The organism is Larkinella bovis (assembly GCF_042655385.1).
Taxonomy (GTDB): domain Bacteria; phylum Bacteroidota; class Bacteroidia; order Cytophagales; family Spirosomataceae; genus Larkinella; species Larkinella bovis.
The window spans coordinates 379,123-401,325 of the sequence record NZ_JBHSMA010000004.1 but is presented as its reverse complement, the minus strand read 5'-3'; the positions used below and the strand labels follow the sequence as shown (position 1 = coordinate 401,325).

At 48.7% G+C, this 22,203-nt stretch carries 17 protein-coding genes; 14 read left to right on the top strand and 3 right to left on the bottom strand.

The genetic code is table 11. The features are described 5' to 3' along the window. Window positions 1–220: 220 nt before the first annotated feature. The 14 genes from ACFPMF_RS15690 to ACFPMF_RS15625 all read left to right on the top strand — a co-directional run bounded on the left by ACFPMF_RS15690 (window position 221) and on the right by ACFPMF_RS15625 (window position 20,373). Window positions 221–3,598 (top strand): SusC/RagA family TonB-linked outer membrane protein, encoded by a 3,378-nt coding sequence (locus ACFPMF_RS15690; RefSeq protein WP_379846765.1) that lies wholly within the window; start codon window positions 221–223, stop codon window positions 3,596–3,598. 25 nt (window positions 3,599–3,623) lie between these two features. Further along, window positions 3,624–5,411, top strand: a complete 1,788-nt coding sequence (locus tag ACFPMF_RS15685; protein WP_379846763.1) for a RagB/SusD family nutrient uptake outer membrane protein — start codon at window positions 3,624–3,626, stop codon at window positions 5,409–5,411. A gap of 156 nt (window positions 5,412–5,567) precedes the next feature. Then, window positions 5,568–7,694 (top strand): outer membrane protein assembly factor BamB family protein, encoded by a 2,127-nt coding sequence (locus ACFPMF_RS15680; protein ID WP_379846761.1) that lies wholly within the window; start codon window positions 5,568–5,570, stop codon window positions 7,692–7,694. A 57-nt stretch (window positions 7,695–7,751) separates the two neighbouring features. Beyond that, window positions 7,752–8,981: a nucleoside permease gene (locus ACFPMF_RS15675; RefSeq protein ID WP_379846759.1), complete on the top strand. Its 1,230-nt coding sequence runs from the start codon at window positions 7,752–7,754 to the stop codon at window positions 8,979–8,981. Window positions 8,982–9,029: 48 nt separating this feature from the next. Then, window positions 9,030–9,908, top strand: coding sequence for a sugar phosphate isomerase/epimerase family protein (locus ACFPMF_RS15670; protein ID WP_379846756.1), 879 nt, complete (start codon window positions 9,030–9,032; stop codon window positions 9,906–9,908). Window positions 9,909–9,939: 31 nt separating this feature from the next. Beyond that, window positions 9,940–11,151, top strand: coding sequence for an IS256 family transposase (locus ACFPMF_RS15665; RefSeq protein WP_379846535.1), 1,212 nt, complete (start codon window positions 9,940–9,942; stop codon window positions 11,149–11,151). Between the two features lie 100 nt (window positions 11,152–11,251). Continuing rightward, on the top strand, window positions 11,252–13,933 hold the full coding sequence (locus ACFPMF_RS15660; protein WP_379846754.1) for a DEAD/DEAH box helicase: 2,682 nt from the start codon (window positions 11,252–11,254) through the stop codon (window positions 13,931–13,933). Window positions 13,934–14,062: 129 nt separating this feature from the next. After that, a complete protein-coding gene (locus ACFPMF_RS15655) occupies window positions 14,063–15,031 on the top strand; it encodes a DUF2034 domain-containing protein (RefSeq protein WP_379846752.1) in 969 nt (322 codons plus the stop codon). Between the two features lie 833 nt (window positions 15,032–15,864). Next, a complete protein-coding gene (locus ACFPMF_RS15650; protein ID WP_379846750.1) occupies window positions 15,865–16,197 on the top strand; it encodes a winged helix-turn-helix transcriptional regulator in 333 nt (110 codons plus the stop codon). 16 nt (window positions 16,198–16,213) lie between these two features. Beyond that, the gene (locus ACFPMF_RS15645; protein WP_379846748.1) at window positions 16,214–17,305 is read left to right on the top strand and encodes a fatty acid desaturase family protein; all 1,092 of its coding nucleotides are present in this window, start codon (window positions 16,214–16,216) and stop codon (window positions 17,303–17,305) included. A 24-nt stretch (window positions 17,306–17,329) separates the two neighbouring features. Next, on the top strand, window positions 17,330–17,833 hold the full coding sequence (locus ACFPMF_RS15640) for an SAM-dependent methyltransferase (protein ID WP_379846746.1): 504 nt from the start codon (window positions 17,330–17,332) through the stop codon (window positions 17,831–17,833). A gap of 26 nt (window positions 17,834–17,859) precedes the next feature. Continuing rightward, complete coding sequence (locus ACFPMF_RS15635) at window positions 17,860–18,732, top strand: transglutaminase family protein (protein WP_379846744.1); 873 nt, start codon at window positions 17,860–17,862, stop codon at window positions 18,730–18,732. Between the two features lie 301 nt (window positions 18,733–19,033). After that, window positions 19,034–19,510: a hypothetical protein gene (locus ACFPMF_RS15630; protein WP_379846741.1), complete on the top strand. Its 477-nt coding sequence runs from the start codon at window positions 19,034–19,036 to the stop codon at window positions 19,508–19,510. 161 nt (window positions 19,511–19,671) lie between these two features. Beyond that, on the top strand, window positions 19,672–20,373 hold the full coding sequence (locus tag ACFPMF_RS15625; protein ID WP_379846739.1) for a carbonic anhydrase: 702 nt from the start codon (window positions 19,672–19,674) through the stop codon (window positions 20,371–20,373). A gap of 85 nt (window positions 20,374–20,458) precedes the next feature. On the opposite strand, the gene ACFPMF_RS15620 is transcribed toward ACFPMF_RS15625, so the two are convergent. The 3 genes from ACFPMF_RS15620 to ACFPMF_RS15610 form a co-directional block, all read right to left on the bottom strand. Next, window positions 20,459–20,620 carry a hypothetical protein gene (locus ACFPMF_RS15620; RefSeq protein ID WP_379846737.1) on the bottom strand — a complete coding sequence of 54 codons (162 nt, stop codon included), beginning with the start codon at window positions 20,618–20,620 and terminating at the stop codon, window positions 20,459–20,461. Between the two features lie 634 nt (window positions 20,621–21,254). Beyond that, on the bottom strand, window positions 21,255–21,557 hold the full coding sequence (locus ACFPMF_RS15615) for a hypothetical protein (protein WP_379846735.1): 303 nt from the start codon (window positions 21,555–21,557) through the stop codon (window positions 21,255–21,257). A 228-nt stretch (window positions 21,558–21,785) separates the two neighbouring features. Next, window positions 21,786–22,067, bottom strand: coding sequence for a hypothetical protein (locus ACFPMF_RS15610; RefSeq protein WP_379846733.1), 282 nt, complete (start codon window positions 22,065–22,067; stop codon window positions 21,786–21,788). Window positions 22,068–22,203 lie beyond the last annotated feature (136 nt).

Below are 22,203 nucleotides of genomic sequence, written 5' to 3'. Positions count from 1 at the left end.
TTACTATTCCTAAATTCCTATGAAACGACCTTTACAACTTCTGATCTTGCTGATGGTTTGGTGTAAACCATTCGCAAAAGCCCAGCTTTTTTCCTCCTCTGCAAAGCGCTCTGCAACTCTTGACTGGACTCATCCGGAACAAAAACAGGGGGAGAAGTTAACGGATGTGCTACTGCAGTTTGAAAAAATGTACCACGTCAGTTTTAATTATGATACCGACTTGGTAGCCAGATTTATCGTCGATTCGAGACTGGTAAAACAAAAGAACACGACGGTAGAGGAAACCTTAAAGCGATTGCTGGCTCCCTATCAACTGACGTTTGAGAAACTTTCCGAGACTTCGTACATCATCCTGCCGGCCAAACCGGCGCCAGCGGAGAAGAAAGCGGCATCACCCAAACCGGTTATGGAGCAGGTCGTCGTTGAGGTGGTCGTAACGGGGAAAGTGTCCGCCAGGAACGGTGACGGTATTCCCGGTGCAACCGTTCTGCTTAAAGGCAGCACCCTTGGCACCACGACCGGTTCAGACGGCAAATTTTCACTGACTGTTCCCGACCGCTACGGTATTATCATCATTTCGTACATCGGTTTTGGTACGAAGGAACTTGCCATTCCGGTCTCGGGTGTTCTGGAGGTTACCCTGGAAGAAGATATTAAGTCGCTGAGCGAAATTGTGGTGACCGGTTATTCCAAGGAACAGAAAAAAGACATCATTGGCTCGGTTTCGGTCGTCAATACCAAGGATTTGTTGACTACGCCCTCGGGCAGCATCACCACCCAATTGCAGGGTCGGGCTGCGGGCGTTGTCATTAGCTCCAACGGAACACCCGGTAGCGCGGGAAAAGTGCGGATTCGTGGGTTCGGTTCTTTTGGCGGGTCTGATCCGCTGTACATTATTGACGGCGTGCCGGCGGGGGGAGCGGGCGTAGTAAATCTAAATCCGAACGATATCGAATCGTTTCAGGTGTTGAAAGACGCGGCTTCAGCCTCGATCTACGGCGCAAGGGCCGCCAATGGCGTCATCATTATCACCACTAAAACAGGCAAACCCGGGAAATCAAAAATTACCGTCGATTCCTATCACGGGGTCAATTACATCAGTAAACGGGATTTTCCGGAGGTCTTGAATGCGCAGGAAAATGGCGAGTTGTACTGGAAATCGATGACCGGAGCGGGCCGGAAAGTAGGGGATGCCGACTGGAGTCATCCGCAATACGGTAGCGGGCCAACACCTGTTATTCCGGAATATATTCTGGCGGTTGACAACGGTGCCCGGATTGGGGGAGCCGAACTGGAAGCCCTGAAAAATGGCACACCGGCCCAGCAGGCAAAATATGCGTCATTGATCGATCCGGCGAATTATAATTTTGCGACGCACCAGATTGTCAAATCGTCCGACACGAACTGGGCCGATGAGGTGTTTAATTCAACCTACATCACCAACCACCAGGTTAGCGCCACCGGCGGCAGCGAACAGGGCGTGTATGCCGTAGGCTTAAATTATTTCAGCCAGGGAAATACTGCCAGCCGATACGCCAAATTTGACCGGTATTCACTTCGGGCAAACACCGGTTTTAACATTGGCAAAAATATCCGCATCGGTGAAAACTTGCAGATTGTCTACCAGCAACACAAAGCACCACAGACCTGGGCCTCCACGGTAATGACCATCCACCCGCTGATTCCGGTTTGGGATTCATTCGGCAATCCGGCCGGAGCCGCTGCGCCGAGCCTGGGGGGCGAGCCGCAGTTCAGCAGCAATCCGGTGACTGAAACTTGGCGAAACCGATTTGATCAGAACACGCGCCTGGGCATTCTGGGAAATACCTACCTGGAAGCCGATCTGCTAAAAGGACTTACCGCCCGAACCTCTTTCGGAATCGATTACGCCAGCAATGCTTCCCTGGATCTGACGCAGGTTACCTACGAAAATGCCCAGAATGTGGCTCCGCCCAATACGTTGACCCAGGCCAAGAGCGAGGGCAACACCTGGACCTGGACCAGCACGTTGAATTACAGCAAAACCGTCGGTCCGCACACGTTTAAAATCCTGCTGGGCTCTGAAGCGATTAACGCTTATAATAATTCCATGAGTGCTACCCGGTTGAACTTAGCGATTGATAACGACCCCAACTTTCTGGTGTTATCGGCGGGAACCGGGGCGCAAACCAACAGTGGAAGTTTCAGCCGGAATTCGTTGTTCTCCCTCTTTAGCCGGGTCGATTATACCTTTAACGACAAGTATTTTTTTAATGCCACCGTTCGGCGGGACCAGTCATCGAGGTTTAGCCGGAATTACCGGGTGGGCTATTTCCCTTCGGCGGCCCTTGGGTGGCGCATCAGCTCTGAAGAATTCCTGAAAAACAGTACCTGGATCAGCGACTTGAAGGTGCGCGGAAGCTGGGGGATCATTGGCAATCAGAATGGTGTTGACAATAACAACCAGTATACGATTTATACCAATAATGATAACAATTCCTACGGGATTTCCGGAGCGAATAACGCCCGAACGGTGAGCCTGACCCCTTCCCGACTGGGGAATATTAACACACGGTGGGAAAAAAATAATACCCTTAACCTGGGCTTCGATGCGGCTTTTTTTTCGTCGAAGCTGGAGATAAATCTGGACTGGTATAAAAAACGAACGACGGACTTGCTGGCCACGAATCTGGCACCCTTTACCGGCCCGACCGTGACCCAGCCCGCCATCAACATTGGCGAATTGCTCAACACCGGCCTTGACCTGGGTCTCACCCAGCGGGGCAGTGTCAACGGATTACGGTATGATATTGGCCTGATTTTTTCACACTATAAAAATAAAGTGATACGGGTATTGGATAACCCGCTGGCTACTCAGGCAGGAGGTAATACCCGGATAGGCAATGCCACGCTGACAAAAGCAGGCTTCCCGATCTCCTATTTTTACGGTTATCAGATCGAAGGCTTTTTTAATACCCAGGAAGAAGTTGACCGGTATCGCGCTGACCATAGTACCTGGTTGACTCCTGCGGTGGGTCGGTGGAAAATCAAAGACATCAATGGAGATAACAAAGTCGACGGCAACGACCGGACGTTTCTGGGCAGTCCGCACCCTGATTTTCAAACCAGCCTGAACATCTCACTGGCTTACAAGAATTTTGATTTTAACTGTTTCCTGTTCTGGAATCAGGGTGGGCAGGTGTTTAATTACCTACGGTATGTGGTCGATTTCCAGACCTTTACGACGGGGCGCAGCAAACGAATGCTCTACGAATCGTGGACGCCGGAACTGGGCGACAAGGCTAAATTGCCCAAGCTGGATTTAAGCGACAGTTATTCTTCGTCAAACATTACTAATTACTTTCTGGAAGATGCGTCCTACGTTCGGCTGAAGACCTTGCAGGCTGGATACACGCTTCCCCGAAACCTGGCTTCCAGACTAAAACTGGATCAACTCCGGGTTTATGTCCAGGCGCAGAACCTGTTCACCTTCACCAAATCGACGTTGCTCGATCCGGGCGTGAGTTTGTCCAGTGGTGGTGATACCTCTATGGGGGTCGTTAACACGTATGACCCGACGCCTAAACAAATCATTTTTGGAATTTCCTTCGGTTTGTAATCCATTCCGATCAACCCTTACAATCATGAAAACGAAAAAATACTATCGACTCCTACTGCTGCTGGGATTATGCCAGCCGCTGGTTTCGTGTCAGGACGAATTTTTAACGCAGCTTCCTGTGGGTTCCTACAGCGTCAGCACGGTAGCGACAGCTGCCGGCATTCAGCAGGCGCTGATTGGGGCATATTCCCAACTGAATGGGACCAACGACTGGGCCAGTTACGGCATGAACACCCCAGGTGGAGCTATGATCGGGATCATGGGTGGGGAAGCGCACAAAGGATCTACCCTGACGGATCAGTCGTGGATGAATTTCATGGAACGTTATGAAGTAAATACCAACAGTTCCGGAGCGAACTTCCGGTTTTTATACAATGCGGTTTTTTTGTGTAACACGGTTTTGAGCATTCTCCCTGATGTAAAAGACATCACCGAAGCCAAGCGTGCCCAGGTCGCGGCCGAAGCCCGGTTTTTGCGCGGCCATTACTATTTTCTGTTAAAAAGGTGGTACAAAAACATTCCCTGGGTGGAATCCATTTCCGAGTTTCGGGTTCCCAACACCGACGCATCCGGAAACTACATAAATATCTGGCCACAGATTCAGGCGGATTTCGACTTTGCCCGGAAAAATCTACCGCCAACGCAGGCCGATCCGGGACGGCCTAACAAATGGGCGGCCGATGCTTACTACGCCAAAATTCTGATTTACCGGGCTAATGAGGGTGAATCGCCCAACGGCTATACCGAAGCCTTGACGGTGCTGAATGATGTGGTCGCCAATGGCGTAACGACCAAAGGACAGAAATACGCGCTGGAAGCAAATTATCACGACAATTTCGATGCCACCAAGGAGAATGGGGTCGAGTCGGTTTTTGCGGTGCAGCACTCTGCCAACGATGGAACCAACAGTACCACGAACGGCAACATGGAGATCCGGGGAGCTTCAGGAAAAAACCCCGAAGCCCCCGGCATGGGACGCGGATCAGGCTTTTACACGCCTTCGCAGTGGTTTGCTGATCATTTCCGGGTGGATGAAAAAGGATTACCCTATCTGGACATGTACGCGACCAACCCGAAGGGGATCAAAAATGACGATGGATTAAAGTCGTCTGATCCGTTTGTGCCGGAAACCGCTCCTGTAGATCCACGACTCGACTGGAGCCTGGGCCGCCGGGGCATTCCGTTCCTCGATTACGGTGTTAACCCCGGCGCAAACTGGGTCTACACGCCGGTTGAATCAGGGCCGTATATCCAGAAGAAATTCCACATTCGAAAGTCCGAAGACGGCATTTATCAAATGGCGGGAACGGCTTTCAATGCCCTGAATGTCAATATAATCCGATTTGCTGATGTACTGTTGCTGGCCGCCGAGCTGGAAGCCCGTGTGGGCAGTCTGGAAAAAGCCAGAACCTACGTCAATCAGATTCGGAACCGGATGGTCCAGAATTCGTCCAACCCGGCGAACTGGGTGCAGAATGCGACCAATACCGGTCCGGCCGCCAATTATAAAATCGGGCTGTATCCCGCCGGTCATCCCGCTTTTGCGGGCAAAGAAGCGGCCCTCAAAGCGATCCTGTACGAACGAACACTGGAACTGGGATTGGAAGGCCACCGCTTTTTTGATGTCATCCGGTTTGGGGCTGATGTGGAGGAATTCAATGCCTACATCGCGGCCGAATCCCAAACCCGAACGTTCCTGAAAGGGGCGGTTTATACCCGGGTTCCTGATATGATCTTGCCCATTCCGCAGGAAGTCATCGACAATAGTTACGAAAACGGAAAACCGACGCTAAAACAGAACCCGGGTTATTAATCCCTCGCAAAACGGATTTCTGACAGGTAACAGGACTTGAACACTGCATTTATTCAGGCCCTGCCGGGGAAATTATTGGTAAATAGTATGAAAAAAGGATGGTGGAAGGTGATTCCCATGATGGTACTCTGGACTTGTTCATGCCGGAATTCTTCAGTGAATACGTATCAATCCTGGACGGCGTACGCGGGGAGCAAAGACGGCACCCGGTATTCGTCCAATGAGCAAATTACCGTTGACAACGTGGCGGCTTTACAGGTTGCCTGGACGTATAGTTCAGCGGACAAAGACCCTAATAACCGCAGCCAGAACCAATGCAATCCGATTGTCATCAACGGAGTTTTCTATGGCGTGAGCCCCCGTTCAAAACTGGTCGCCTTACAGGCTGCTACCGGAACGCCCAAGTGGGTGTTTGACCCGGCTACGGAAGAGCCCAACGAAAATCCGAAGAATTTTTACAAGGTGAGTCGGGGCGTTATGTACTGGCAGGATGAAAAAGGAACGGATCAACGAATTTTCTATAGCTCCGGTGCCAAACTGTACGCCGTCAATGCTGCTAATGGTCAACTGATCCGCAGTTTTGGCACCAATGGCTATATCAATTTGAAAGAAAACCTGGATCGTGAAAATCTGGAAAACAGCTTTTTAGCGGGGACTACCCCCGGAGTTATTTACCAGGATTTGTTAATAACTGGCACCCGGGTTAGTGAAGCACCGGGCCACATCCGGGCGTATGATGTTCGGTCAGGAAAACGAAAATGGATTTTCCACACCATTCCGCATCCGGGCGAATTCGGGTATGATACCTGGGAAGATAAAACCGCTTGGAAAAAGTTTGGCAAAGTCAATAGCTGGGCGGGCATGGCGCTGGATGAAAAACGCGGCATCGTTTATATTCCGACCGCATCCCCCAGCACGGAATATTACGGGGGGCATCGGAAAGGATCCAATCTATTCGGGAATTGCCTGCTGGCGCTGGATGCGGCCAGCGGGAAATACTTGTGGCATTATCAGGTTGTCCACCATGATTTATGGGATCGGGATCTACCCGCTAACCCCAATCTGCTCACCGTTACACATCATGGAAAAAACATTGATGCGGTGGCCCAGATTACCAAACACGGCTACATCTTTCTGCTCGACCGAACTACGGGAAAACCATTGTTCCCCATACCGGAAATACCGGTTCCGACCCAGGGACTTCCCGGTGAAAAACCCTGGCCTACCCAACCCATACCGACGCTTCCGGAGCCCTTTGCCCGGCAAAAATTCGAGCCCGAAGATGTCAGTGATCTGACGCCGGAAACACATGCTTATTTGCTCGAGAAGTATAACCAGATCAAACACCGGGCAAAATTTTCTCCGCCCAGCAAGGAGGGTAGCTGGATCTTCCCGGGGTTTGACGGTGGGGGCGAATGGGGTGGTGCTGCGGTAGACCTGGAATCCCAGATTTTGTATGTCAATAGCAGTGAGTTGCCCTGGTCGCAGGTGATGATCGATGTTCCCAAATCGGATGCTGGGGATCAGTCGTTGGCGGGGATTGGACGAACGGTTTACAGTCGGTATTGCATAGCTTGTCACGGTCCGGAATTGAAAGGAAATGCGTCGTTTCCCTCCCTGCTGGGCCTGAACAAGAAATACAATGAGATGCAGGTTCGGCAACTCATTGAAAATGGGCGTAATATGATGCCGGCCTTTAATCAGATCCCGGAAGGTGAAAAACGAGCCTTGCTGACTTTCCTGCTCAAACTGCCGGAAAAAGAAGCCGTGATGTCATCTGCCCTTAAACCCGTAAGGAATGAACGAGATGCCAAGAATACGGATGGAACCGCCGGAAGTATACCGGCTGAAGTTCCCTATACCAGCACCGGCTTAAATCGCTTTCTGGATAAAGACGGCTACCCAGGCATCAAACCACCCTGGGGAACACTCAACGCCGTTGATCTGAAAAGTGGCAAACTGATCTGGAAGGTTCCGTTGGGCGAATACCCGGAATTGACCCAAAAAGGCATTCCTATTACCGGAACGGAAAACTACGGAGGGCCGCTGGTTACCAAAGGTGGACTGGTTTTCATTGCGGCCACCAAAGACGAAAAAATCCGGGCCTTTGATAAGAAAACCGGCATTGTTCTGTGGGAAGCCCCACTGCCGGCTGCGGGCTTTGCCACCCCGGCTACCTATCAGGTAAACGGGCGACAGTATGTGGTCATTGCGTGCGGTGGGGGTAAGGTCGGTAATAAGTCCGGTGACACCTACGTCGCTTTTGCTTTACCCGAAAAATAATGGATTTCACATGTACGGATTGGCGGTTGTGCAGCCACAGTCCATTAAAACCAGGCCATGACTTTCCTGAACCGACTTAAATTATGCGTAATGATGTTCCTTCAGTTCTTTATAAAAGGGGCATGGTTCGTTACGCTGGGTACTTTTTTAATTCACAATTTAAAAACCAGCGGTACCGAAGTGGGTGTAGCTTTTCTGACCCAATCCATCGGCGCAATTATTCCCCCTTTTGTGATTGGACTCATCGCGGACCGCTATTTCTCGGCGCAATATGTGCTGGGGGTTTTACACCTGGCCGGTGCGGTTTTACTCTGGAGGGCCTCCGAAGCAACTGCTTTCCAGGGCTTTTACCTTTGCATCCTCCTTTATATGATTCTTTACATGCCCACTCTGGCCCTGGCCAATTCGATCTGTTTCCGGCAATTGAAAAATCCAGACAAAGAATTTCCTCCGATTCGGGTTTTTGGAACCTTTGGCTGGGTTGTTGCCGGGGTCACCATCGGCTGGCTGGGTTGGGAACAGAGCGGCCAATTAAACCTAACCTTTAAAATGGCTGCTGTTGCCTCTGGGGCGGTTGGTTTATTGAGCTTCATCCTACCGAAAACACCACCGCTGAAAAAGGGCGAAAAAGGAGGTCTGGGACAAATTCTGGGGCTGGATGCCATCCGACTATTGAAAAACCGGTCGTACCTGGTTTTCTTTCTGGCCTCCATTGCCTTGTGCATCCCCCTTTCGTTTTATTACAGTTTTACGAACCCATTTCTGAACGAAATTGGCATGCAATCGGCTGCGGGAAAACAATCGCTGGGCCAGATTTCCGAATTGCTGTTTATGGTGTTGATGCCGTTTTTCTTTGTGCGGCTGGGCGTAAAAAAAATGCTGGCACTGGGCATGCTGGCCTGGTTCCTTCGCTACATTTTTTTTGCTTACGGGGATGTATATGCCAACTACTGGATGTTGATTGCCGGTATTGTTCTCCACGGTATTTGCTTTGATTTTTTCTTCGTCATTGGACAGATTTATACGGATAAACAGGCCGATATCCGGTTCCGGAGTTCGGCCCAGGGCTTAATTACACTCGCTACTTATGGCATAGGCATGATGATCGGTTCGCTGATTTCGGGGGTGATCATCGATGCCTGGAAACGACCGAACGGCTCGCATGATTGGACGACCATCTGGATGATTCCATCGGCCATTGCGGGTATTGTCCTGATTTTATTCCTGCTGCTGTTCCGGGAGGGAAAAGTGAAAGAACAGGCGGTTCCAACCTTAAAAACCGTCTAATACGCCACTAAAAGAGAACTTGAATTCCATAAACCCAAATCGATATCTATGAAAACCGGAAAAATAGTAACCAGCTTTCTGATCCTGGGCACCCTCTTCGTGGCCGCAAAGGTCCGGGATCTGACCCCAGACGCTACCCGTAATGTGCCTTACCCGGAATCAAAACTGGGCTGGAAGCTGGCCGTCCAAACGTCTACCTTCCGGCGATTCACTTTTTTTGAATCGATTGATAAAATTAAAGCCTGTGGACTAAGCTACGTAGAAGGATTTACGGGGCAGGAAATTGGGGGAGGCTTAGCTGGTAAAACCGATTACCACATGGATAAAGCCACCCGCGACAAAATCCTTCAGATGCTCCGGGAAAAAGGAGTGAAGTTCGTCGCCTACGGGGTTGTTACTCCGCATACCGAAGCCGACTGGCGGCAATTGTTTGATTTTGGGAAAGCGATGGGAATCGAAACGTTTACAGCGGAACCTGATGCCAAAGATTTGCCACTTGTCTCGAAATTATGTGATGACTATAAAATCAACGTTGCGATTCATAACCATGCAAGACCCTCCCATTACTGGAGTCCGGACAGTGTATTGAAGGCATTGAACGGGCAGAGCAAACGGATGGGTGCCTGCGCCGATATTGGTCACTGGTTACGCTCGGGTCTTGACCCGGTCGACTGTCTGAAAAAGCTTGATGGACACCTTGTTGCTGCACATATGAAAGATCTAAACGAAAAAGGCAATAAGCAGGCTCACGATGTCCACTGGGGTACTGGTGCTGCCAATATCGCTGGCGTTATCCGGGAATTAAAAAAACAAAAGTTCACAGGTGTTATTTCTGCAGAATATGAATATAACCGGGATGAAACCTGGTATGATAGCGTTCCGGATATTACCACCAGTAGAGAGTATTACATAAAGTGTGTCAGATGAAAGGAAATGACTACCTTACATCTAACAACTTATGGACAAGCAAACCTTTGATTTTGAAGCATTCAAGAAGAATGCCGCAGCCCGATTGAAGGCCGGTGACAGCCTTCTGGGCCGGGATGGCGTCTTAACCCCACTCTTGAAAGAGTTTCTGGAACAGAGTCTGGAAGGCGAACTGGAAGCTCATCTACAGGAAGACCAAACGCCTAACCGCAAGAATGGAAAGGGGAAGAAAGACCTCAAGACTTCCCTGGGCACAGTCGAACTGGCTACTCCACGCGACCGCAATGGTAGCTTTGAGCCCGAGATGGTTGCCAAACGTCAGCGTACCTTAGGCGTTGATTTAGATCGACAAATCATCGCCCTCTATGCTCGAGGAGCCTCCTACAGTGACATTCGAGACCATCTGATGGATATGTACGGCTTGGAGGCATCAACGGCTACCATCAGCCGGGTGACGGATAAAATTCTGCCTTTGATTCAGGAATGGCGTAACCGGCCACTGGAACGAGTTTATCCCTTTGTCTGGTTGGACGCTATTCACTACAAGGTACGTCATGAAGGCCGGGTTGTTACACGGGCCATTTACTGCATTATTGGCCTCAACCAGGAAGGCTATAAAGAGCTATTAGGCCTATATGTCGGTGAAAATGAAGGAGCTAAGTTCTGGTTGCAGGTATTGACAGACCTCCAGAACCGGGGTGTGGAAGATGTGTTTATTGCCTGCATCGACAACCTTCAGGGCTTTGCCGAAGCGATTGAAACGATCTTTCCACATACTGAAGTCCAGCTCTGTATTGTCCACCAAATCCGTAATTCACAGAAATACCTTTCCCATAAAGATGTCAAACCGTTTATGAAAGACCTGCAACTGGTTTACAAAGCGGCTACCAAAGAAGGAGCGGAACGGTATTTGGATCAACTTGAAAGTAACTGGGGCCTGCGCTATCCCAAAGTCATTGAATCCTGGCGTCGGAACTGGCCCCGTTTGTCGAACTATTTTCAGTATAATAAAGACATCCGCCGGATCATGTATACGACGAACATCATTGAAGGCTTCCATCGCCAATTACGAGCGGTTACCAAATCAAAAGGCGCCTTCCAATCCGATGAAGCGCTGATGAAACTGCTGTTCTTAGTACAGGAAAATATCACCAGTAAATGGAACAAGCCGGTACACAACTGGAATCAAACGTTAGCCCAACTGTCAATTATCTTTGGCGATCGGCTTAAACTCAATTTATGAACCTGACACACTTAATGTAATACATCCGTGACGACTATCTGCAACAAAAGCACATCATTTTCAAGAAAATTCCCCGCGACATCACCCGGCTGTAAATGCTATGGAGCTAAAACCGTATCAACAGGGCGTTATAAACGACTTGGGCCTGTTTCTCGATCAATTGCAACGTACCAATGGCCGGGTGCGTGATTCTTTCTATGATTTTTGGCTGAACAAGGGTTATCGGCCTTTTCCCGGTACCATTGTCGAACCCTACAAGAACAATGTGCAGGATGCGGCAGGCCATCCGGTACCCCACATCTGCATTAAAGTCCCGACAGCCGGTGGAAAGACCTTTATTGCCTGCAACGCCCTCCGAACGATTTTCGAAAAGGTTGAATCCAACGGCCCATCCGGACAGCCAGCCAATGTTGTCGTCTGGTTGGTTCCTTCAAACCCCATTTTACAACAAACCATCCAGAACCTGCGCAACCCTGATCATCCGTACCGACAGAAAATCAATTCGCATTTTCAAAACCGCGTCGAAATCTACGACAAACAGGCCCTAATCAGCGGAGCGAGTTTCAACGCAACAGCCATACAGGGGCAATTGAGCATCATTGTGATGAGTTTTGATTCTCTTCGGGCCAAAAATAAAGAAGATCGGAAACTGTTCCAGGAAAACGGTAACAACATCAGCTTTGCCTCCTTCAATACAGAACGCAACAATGCCACCACGCATATTCTGGAAGGGACCGACGAAACGGCGGTCATCAATGTTATCCGGAGCCTATCCCCTGTTCTAGTCGTCGACGAAAGCCATAATGCTGAAAGCGAACTCAGTGTCGAGATGCTGCGCAACCTCAATCCGGCTTTTATCCTGGACCTGACAGCAACTCCTCGCAAAAACAGCAACATCATCAGTTTTGTGGACGCACTGGAGCTGAAGAAAGAAAACATGGTGAAGCTGCCGGTAATCGTTTACAACCAGAAAAAAGAACGTATAGAGGTTATCAACTCCGCTTTAAGCTTACAACGACGACTTGAACTGCTGGCTAATGAGGAGCGTAAAACCGGAGGTAAGTACATCCGGCCCATCGTGCTGTTTCAAGCCCAACCCAAAACCGGAGAAGACAATCAAACCTTTGAAAAAATTAAGAAAACACTTGTTGACGCGGGTATTCCCGGCGATCAGATTAAGATCAAGACGGCTACTATTGACGAATTGAAGGGTATTAATCTTATGTCTACTGATTGCCCCGTTCGATACATTATCACCGTCAATGCGTTGAAAGAAGGCTGGGACTGTCCGTTTGCCTATATCCTGGCCTCTTTGGCTGACCGCTCATCGGCAGTCGATGTGGAGCAGATTTTGGGTCGGGTACTGCGCCAGCCGCACGTTAGACGCCATAAATCACCCTTACTGAATCTAAGCTATGTGTTAACCGCTTCCTCGAAATTCCGGGAAACGTTACAAAACATTGTCAATGGATTGAATAAAGCCGGTTTCAGTGCAAAAGATTATCGGGCCATTGAAGCCCCAGACAACGAGCCGGTGGTCAATTCCGTTGGTGATCCACTCGAATTACTTTTTACTCCCGTACAGAATACGGCCAATTCTTCCAACAATGACGAGCTTGATGCCGCAGCAATCCAGTATGTCGGCACAGTTCCCCTTAGCGGCTTGCCCGAAGACAACGGATCATCGACGGGTACAGATATTTCCGATATTGTACAGAAAGCCCTGGATGAATCCGTTCAATTTGACGAGCGCGTGAAAAAAATGGAAGAAGAAACATCTCCTTTACTGGCAGATCTGGTCAATCAGTACAAATTCAAAGATCAGTTCCAGGACCAGGCCAAGGCAATCCAATTGCCGCAGTTTTACCAACGTGTTTCAACCGGCATTTTTGGTGATGAAGAAGTTCTGTTGAAAAAAGAAGCCTTATTATCCGATTTTAACCTACGAAAAGCGGACCGAAACATTGATTTTGGCAGTGTCGATTCGGAACTGTACAAGGTAGATTTAGAAGAAGGCAACAAAAACGAGTATACTCCTAGATTCAGTCATATCGATGGGGATATTAAAGATGCACTATTAGGCAATATTCTTCCCAATCAGACTCGTGATGGGCAGATCAAGACCATGACACGCCAAATTTTAAAACGGCTGGGAAATTTTAAGCCAATATCAGATAAGGATGTCGAGTGGTATATTCGGCAGGTACTCGAAGATTTAACTGAAGAACAGTTTCAGGACTTAATTGCTCAGGAGTACAACTATAGCCAACGCATCAAACAGAAGATCGAAGTTCTTACCACAGCGCACGCTGAAAAAATGTTCGGTTTATGGCTCGATAAAGATAAATTATTCCTTCGTCCGTCTTTTACCTTTCCAAGTACCATTGCTCCTACGGAAACGGGTAAAGACCTGATCAAATCGTTGTATGTCCGTGAAGGCAAGGTTAACTCGTTTGAAGAAAAGGTAATCGATGCTATTGCCAATTTAGAGAGTGTGGCTTTTTGGACGCGCAACTTAGAACGTGGGCGGGGCTTTGTCATCAATGGCTTCATCAACCATTATCCTGATTTTATTGTCGTTACTAAACGTGGCAAAATCATATTATTAGAGACTAAAGGCGATTATTTGGAAGGACCTGACTCAGCAGAAAAGGTCAGATTAGGAAATTTTTGGGCAAGTAAGGCCGGTAATAATTACCGATATTTTATGGTGTTCGAGACCAAAGAAGTAAAAGGCGCTTATACCCTAGCAGATGTGAGCAATACAATTCGAGAATTGTAGGATCCCTCTTTGACTATGGTATACAATTAAAAAAGGCCTAAAAATGAACTGATAATCAGCAAGCTTATCATAGCTAACCTTCCATAAATAGTCTCATTTATTCATTTTTTTAGTTGAATAGAACAGCTTATGCCAAGTGTTTATTGCATCCGCGCTATGTACGGTCAGTATACAAGCCGGTTTCTGAATGGCCATTATGCTGCGGTAGGTTGGCTTGATGGTCAAGATCTTGCGCGTATCCATGACCGAGAAGCAATCAAACAACTTTACCGAGATGCTAATCCTTTGATAACTAGTAATCTTGTAATTGGCCAACACGTTGGCCAAATAGCCCGTTTTCTTTTTGACATTAAGCCTAATGATTACGTAATCACTCCGGCAGCTGACACCAATATATTACATTATGGTCAGGTGCAAGAAAATCCCTATTTCCTCGGAACAGATGCTGACGGTTGTCCTTTCACACAAAGAAAGAAGATTAGCTGGTCATCAAATGTAATACGTCGTGGATCATTGTCGATTCCAATGCAAAATACACTCGGATCCAGCTTAACAGTTTTTCAGATCAGTAATGATACTGAATTCTTCGAGACTATAAAGCGACCTGAACTTGCTTCCCCAATCGTCATCCAGCAAAGCCACAATCACACAGAAGTGGTTTTAAAACGGCTATTAGAACTTGATGCTACGGAATTTGAACTGCTTATAATGCATCTATTGACAGCTGTTGGCTTTGAGGCTCAGCACACGGGTCAGCCTCACGATGGTGGAGTTGATGTACGAGGTCAGCTTAATATAGCTAACATGGCAAAAATTCAACTGATCGTTCAGGTTAAACGCTACCAAATTAACGCACGAATAAGTGCTAAAGAAGTAAAAGCACTTCGAGCCAACATACCAGCTGGAGCACAAGGGGCATTTGTCACCACGGCCGATTTTCAAGCAGCCGCTCTCGACATAGCAACAGAATCTGGTTATCCACGAATAGGAACTGTCAATGGTCGGCAACTAGTTGATTTATTAACTGAGCACTGGCCATCCATTCCAGAAGAATTTAAAGAGCGGCTCCAATTGAAACCAGGTTTGATTCTAGCTTAATAACTATCACAGAATTAAAAATTGGTATTTTTAAAATGATTTAATGCTACTTATAAAACGTGAACAGATAGGCTCAACAAGTTAGTCCCAACAAGTTAATCGCAATAAATTCTGTGGCCCTACTTTTTGGCCCGTTGTTTTTAAGAAAAAGTAAATAAAAAGCTATATAGAACAGTAGGTTCAGAAAGTTATAAATTTTGGTCAAACAAGACAGAACTGTTGGAAAAGGGAATAAACCGCTTCAGCCAGTTGCCTGAGAATATCACTCCTTGGGGTAAGCTTCCCCAAAATTAGGACGGTTGGATTACCCTGAAACCGCCCTACACCAATGAAGTCAAATTGGACTTCTTTACTAAATAGACCGTCCGGCGGTCCCGGTACTAAGAAAGCATCCAAAGAAAAGCTCGTGTTGTAAACGCTGTCCCGGCAAGGCGGCTTGAAATTACTGTGCTTTCTTTCGAACCCCTCCGAGATCACCGGCAGCGGCCTAAAGACTCCTAGGAGTGGTAGGCTTTGGCCGTTCCAATAATCATGGCACACGTTGATCAGCCCATACTGCTAAATTTTACAGCCCGTGAACTTAGTTGGTTACTTACAACGTTGTAAGTTTATAAGGCCTTTTAGAGCGTCTCTACCGAGGCTTCACCGGTTACTTTCCTCACTTCAGCAGTTGTAAAATCGTCGGCGACAGCCGCCCGACGACGGTTTAGCCTTAACAGTCCGTTTCCTTACAACACCTGTAAGTTTTCTACGTATCACTTCCCTTTTCTGGTTTTACCTGGGGCCCGGTGGGTGACCTGATTAAATCGGTTCATGGTCTAAAATCAACTACGATGCCCCAAAAGAACCGAAACAACTTACCGCTTGAGGTGGAATATACCCACATCCGCAAAGTCCTGGCCGTCGTATCGGGCAAATGGCGATTGTACCTGATTCTACTTCTTGGTGAACATACGTTTCGCTTCGGCCAACTCCGGCAGCAACTACCCGCTATCAGTGAGAAAATGCTGGCCGGCGAGCTGAAAGCACTCGTAGCCTTGGGCGTACTCCGTCGAAACGTCTACGCCGAACTGCCCTCCCGGGTCGATTATTCACTGACCCCAAATGGCCTTTTGGCTTTACCCATGCTGCGCCAACTGCCACAGGTTGGCCAACTCTTTACCTGACATTCTTTTGTTCTTTATGCCACTCAAATTCATCAACACAACCCGATCCCCCTTCTTTGCCACGGTCCGTCAGCGGGTCGACGCCTATTTCAAAGAAAAGGACCTTTCCACCCACGCCAATGGCGCCATGTGGACCAAAGCACTCTTTTTTTTAGGGGGCTATCTGACGCTCTATGGCCTGCTACTGTCAAACCAATTTGGCCCCTGGGCCATGTTGGCGCTATGCGTAGGATTAGGCGCTTTTGCCGCTTTTATCGGCTTCAACATTTCGCATGATGCCCTGCACGGTGCTTTTTCATCGAAGGGCTGGATTAACCGCCTGCTGGGCGACACGTTTTATCTGCTGGGGGCCAACCCCTACGTCTGGAAAATCACCCACAACGTGGTGCACCATACGTATACGAACATTCCGGGCCACGATGAGGACATCGAAATTGCGCCGGGCCTGATCCGGGTCGATACCGATGAGCCCCTGCGGCCCTGGCAGCGTTTTCAGCACTACTATGCTTTTCCGCTCTACGGCCTGGCTTCCCTTTCCTGGGTGTTTCGCAAGGACTATCTCAAGTTTTTCAAGGCCCAAATTGGGCAGTATGACAATTCAGTGCATCCCCGTCAGCAGTACATCATGCTGTTTGCGAGCAAAGCCGCTTATTATTTCTTTTTTCTGGTGCTGCCCTACTGGCTTCTGGACATCACGCTTGGGCAACTGGCGATTGGTTTTGTAGTGATGCACGTAGTGGAAGGCTTGATCATCGGGCTGGTTTTTCAGTTAGCCCACGTGGTGGAGGGTACGGCGTTTCCGGTCCCCACCGAAGGTGTGGGAATTCAGGAAGCCTGGGCGGTTCACCAGCTGCGCACGACGGCCAACTTTGCCCCCCGTTCGGCCATAGCCGCCTTTTTCTGTGGCGGTCTAAACCGTCAGATTGAACACCACCTGTTTCCTAAAATCTGCCACATTCACTATCCGGCCCTGACGGCCATTATCCGGCAAACGGCGCAGGACTTTGATCTTCCCTACCTGGAAAATCCCAGCTTCTTCTCGGCGCTTCGCTCTCACTACCGGCTGCTGAAACTATTAGGTCGCCCGTCCACCACCCTGGCTGCCTAAGCCAGGACTTGCTTCACAAACACCATGGCAAATCAACAGGATCTGGCGTTTACCTACTCCACCATCGATCGACTATTTCGGCTCAGCATGGGGCAAACCGGCGACTATAGCGGGGCGATGTACAACGGTAATTTCAAGCTAACGCTGGAGCAGGCCCAGCAGCAGAAGCACCGCTTTATCGCCGACAGCTTACACATTGGCAAAGGCTCCAGACTGCTCGACATGGGCTGCGGCTGGGGACCGTTTCTACGCTACGCCAAAGAACGCGGGGCGCTGGGCCGGGGCGTAACGCTGTCTTCGGCCCAGGCCAGCGGGCGGTTGGATTACATCGAAACCATCGGTCAATGGCGGAAACGGTTTCGGGCTTTCAACTTAAAAAAGTACGCCCTGTATCTGTCGCTGCTACCGCGGTTGCTGACCAACCAGCCTTTTCAGGATTTGATGGCCGTTTTTCGCCGGAGCCCCAACCGGGTCTGTTTTCAGCGCGAAATCATGGATCATTACCGGTTGGTGTTTGAAAAAGTCTAAGTTTCCCTAAGCCCCTTCGTTTCATTATGCGTGTTGCTCTTAACCACTGGACCCAGTACACCTACGACCGGCGGGTTTTTCTGTCCCCCCAGCTGATTCGGCTGCGGCCGGCGGCGCATAGCCGTCTCACCCTTGAATCGTATACCCTTACGGTTCAGCCCGAAAACCATGCGATCCACTGGCAGCAAGACGCCTTTGGGAATTTTGTGGCACGCATCGATTTTGCGGATGCTTTGCAAAAAATGACCATCCAGGTTCATCTGATTGCCCAGTTCCAGCCGGTGAACCCCTTTGACTTTCTGCTGGATCCGGAAGCCCTGGGCTTTCCCTTTGCGTATGATGCCCAGCTGACAAAAGACCTGGCGGCTTACCTGGAGCTGACGGAACCGGGGCCTTTGCTGACGCAGTGGCTAAGGCAGGTCAATCGGAGCGGGAGAGGAACGGTCGACTTTCTAATAGATCTGAATCAACAACTTTATCAGGACATTGCCTACAGCGAACGGCTGGCGCCGGGCGTCCAGTCAGCGGAAGAAACCCTACAGCGGGCGGTGGGATCCTGCCGGGATTCGGCCTGGCTGCTGGTGCAACTGCTTCGGCACCTGGGTTTGGCCGCCCGTTTTGTTTCGGGTTACCTGGTCCAGCTAGCCGATGATCAATCACTTTCTCAAATGCCGAGTACATCCCCGGTGGATTCATTGGCCTTGCACGCCTGGGCGGAGGTGTTTATCCCCGGTGCGGGCTGGATTGGCTTAGATCCTACCTCAGGTATGTTAGCCACTGAAAGTCATATTCCCTTGGCCTGCAGCACCCAACCGTCGGGTGCTGCACCGGTAAGTGGGACTAGCGGTTTAAGTGAAACATCCTTGACGTATAAAGGTAGCCTGGTGCGCTTAAGCTAAACCTGGACCTGAACAAACCGACCTAAGATATTTTAGTACCCGTTTTGATCGAAAGCAGGAGGCTGTAATTAATAACACCCTGATTTTGAATCAATTTCCTCCTAACGCCGTTATCCATTGACACGATCTATCGGATTCTGGCCGACCGGACCTCTAGTTGTTTCTTACCTGAAGATAACGCTATGGCACAGTAAGACCCAAACCGGTCTACTGGCATTTCTCTGGTTTTACGCTGGGCGTTTGGTAATTTCTTTTTCATCTGCCTATCGCAAAGGCTTTTCCACTCATTTATCCCACTCGTATGACTACCCTACCATCCATTGATCCATTGAACCACTGCCTGAAACGGGCTCATGAACTGATGGAATCACCCACCTTCAAGCGGGATTCGGCCCAGGACGCTTCCTGGCACATTCCTTTTGCCGAATTAATCATAGCGGTTGACGCGTTGCTGATTCAGGCCCGGCAGCGGGGCCAGCAAGTAGAATTCTTCGATACGGTAGGTGTGCACGGGAAGATACAGGATATCACCTCCTTGATCGTCTGGATGCGCTCGTCTCTTCCCGCACTGCGTGATGATTTACCTACTCAACTCCAGCATAACCGGTTGAACCGTTACTTTGATCAGGGCAACGGCTATTTTGCCAATGGTTGTTTTTTTACCACTGATTACAGCAATGAACTGGCCTTTTTTATAGACGATCAACGGATCTATCTGCAACATCACATCGGTCGGTTGATTCAGGAAGTAGAAGCTTATCAACCCGTGGGGAAGTAAAGATTGACCTTTGTGGAACGCCACCGTTACCCTACTTTCTGGAAAATAATTACGGGGAATGGCTCGAGCCACTACCCGGCGAACGAAAAGCCAATGTGTACGAAAAACAGGTTCCAGCTAATCGATCCATTCGCTCCCATACTTGCTAAATCAAAAACACGGTGCTTGACTACGAGAAATTTCTGTTGAATAATAAAGCCTGGGTGCAGGATAAACTGGAGTTGGATGAGACCTACTTTGAAGCGCTTTCGACAGGTCAGCAGCCAACCGCCCTGTGGATCGGTTGTTCTGATAGCCGGGTGGATGCCAATGAGTTGATCGGCACCCAGCCAGGCGAGCTGTTTGTCCATCGTAACATCGCTAACCTGGTGGTGGTATCTGATCTTAATGTGTTAAGTGTGGTGCAGTATGCCGTCGATGTCCTGAAGGTCAAGGATATTATTGTCTGCGGTCATTATGAATGTGGCGGCATCAAAGCCGCCCTGGACCATCAGCCCATGGGTCTGATCGCTCATTGGCTACAAAATATTAAGAATGTCCGCGATACGTACAAAGAGGAACTAGACCGCATGCCCAACGAGCAAACGAAACTGGACCGGTTAGTGGAACTGAATGTTCGCGAACAGGTCCACAACCTGATTCGTACCCCCCTGATTCGGGCGGCCTGGCAACGTGGCCAATCGCTTTGCTTGCACGGATGGATTTTTAATTTACGAACGGGCCTAATAAAACCCATGGTAGACCTTGACATTGGTAACGACAGCTTTGCAACCCTAGTCAGTCAGCTGCAATCGCAGGAAAAACCCGCTCTTGAACCCAGTACCGATATTCGGACACTGGAAGGCTATGAGGCAGGTCTTTAACTCACCCGGCCGATAAAGGGTAAAATGGACAAGTCCGTTCGTCTCAAGATTTCAGCTTCGCTAACGAAGTGAGGATGCACAAAAGCTACTCAGCCATCTGCCAATTGGGCGGGTTGCCAAGAGGACCACTGTCCAAAAGCTCGGTGTGGCACCAGATGGTTTCACCTTTGCGAATCACGCCGGTTTGGTGGCTGGTAGGGCATACCAAAATCGGCATCTTCCAGTTTAAAGAAATTTGATTATTCATACGTCCGGGGGTAAAAAAGATGAAATGCCTTTTGAGAACGGCGCTATTTCAATCATTCTTCTTGGGAGGTTACAACTACGCAGGTGGTGAGATTGAGAGGTAAATTCATCAGTAGTGGCAGTAAGACAGGCTGAGCGGAGGGTAAAACAAAACCCTGATCATAATTGACCAGGGCTTCTTTTCATATCGTTGAGTACCAAACAGAAGGTCTTTACGGTTTTTCAGCGCTAGCTCAGCCTTATCCGTTCTTGGATGTAGTGGCTAGATCATCCCCTTTATCGTGGTATGGATTGGGTGCGGAGGCAGACGGTTTGTTTTGAAAGACTGGCAAGAGGAAGTCATTCGCTTGCGTTGTTATGCGCACAACCGTTTGTCGGCCCTTGGTGATTCGCATTTACTTTTTTATTCCAAGGTGGCTAAAGGGGTTTGTGGGTACTAGTGACAAAATCATGCCAATGACCATTAAAAGGCCTGAATAGGGCTCACAGGGTTTAGTTCCCTGATTAAGAGTATGGCAACGCAGGGGATCAACTGGAAACACGGGGTATTAGTTGCCCAGTATGGGAGCATAAGCATCATTTTAGGTATATAGGCCTACTCTAATCCATTTCATCTTTTACGTGGAGATAAGCAATTAATCGGATATACTGATTAAAACTGACTGCGTAAAAGCTTGGTGAACCTCATCATTCAATGGTTTTAAAAGGTAGACTTCTAGTTGGCCGTTAGTTGACTTTATTAGGACTTCCAAGCCTTTTTGAAAAACCACACCCATAGTTTGATGAACCGGAGAGTCAATTGTCTCTATTTCAACTCTTTCCGGACCGAATTTCTTTTTAAGCCTTCTAAGGTTTACCAGTTTTTCCCGAATGTCTCTCAACTTCTCCAAATCCGCTGGATGATAAGCCTGATCTATGTCATTGAAGTAATCTTCCATAATTTATGACCATACAATTTTAAAATTACTCACAGGCGAAGTGGTGATCTACCAGCCTTACGATAGAACAAATAAAGAGTAGAAGTTGGGTAGAATCTCTGCCCTAAAGTAAACGCCCACACTTCGCTATTAGATGGATGTCAGGAACAGCAGGATTGATTCAAACGCAAATTTACTCCCTCTGTTTGACCGCTTAAGGTGTAAAATACCGGATGGCTTTTTACCGTTCTAAGCAATGCCACTTCCGGAAACCGCCTTATTTCTAACAATTCTGTGATAGCCCTGAAAATCATGATTAGTCTGCCAGCCTACTAACGATATGAATGCCTTTACAATGGTAACATGCAACGTTTTGCCGACCCACTGAGATACATTCAAACCGGCAACTATAATTGCAGCGGTATTTTCATCAGCCTGAAGAGGAGTCTCTACCCCCGGGAGTTGCACTGGCACCCGGCAGACCAACCCATCTTTGGTTTGGATAAATAGATAATCAGAGATAATAGTCATACGTGGTCGGGTTCTGATCCTAAAGGTATTCGTTGAAACTGGGGGATTAAATCAAATCGTTTGGCGGCCTGCTCGCTGGTCAGATGCAAAACTGTATAAGCTTTACCACGAACAATATAAGGCATTTTGTCCGCCG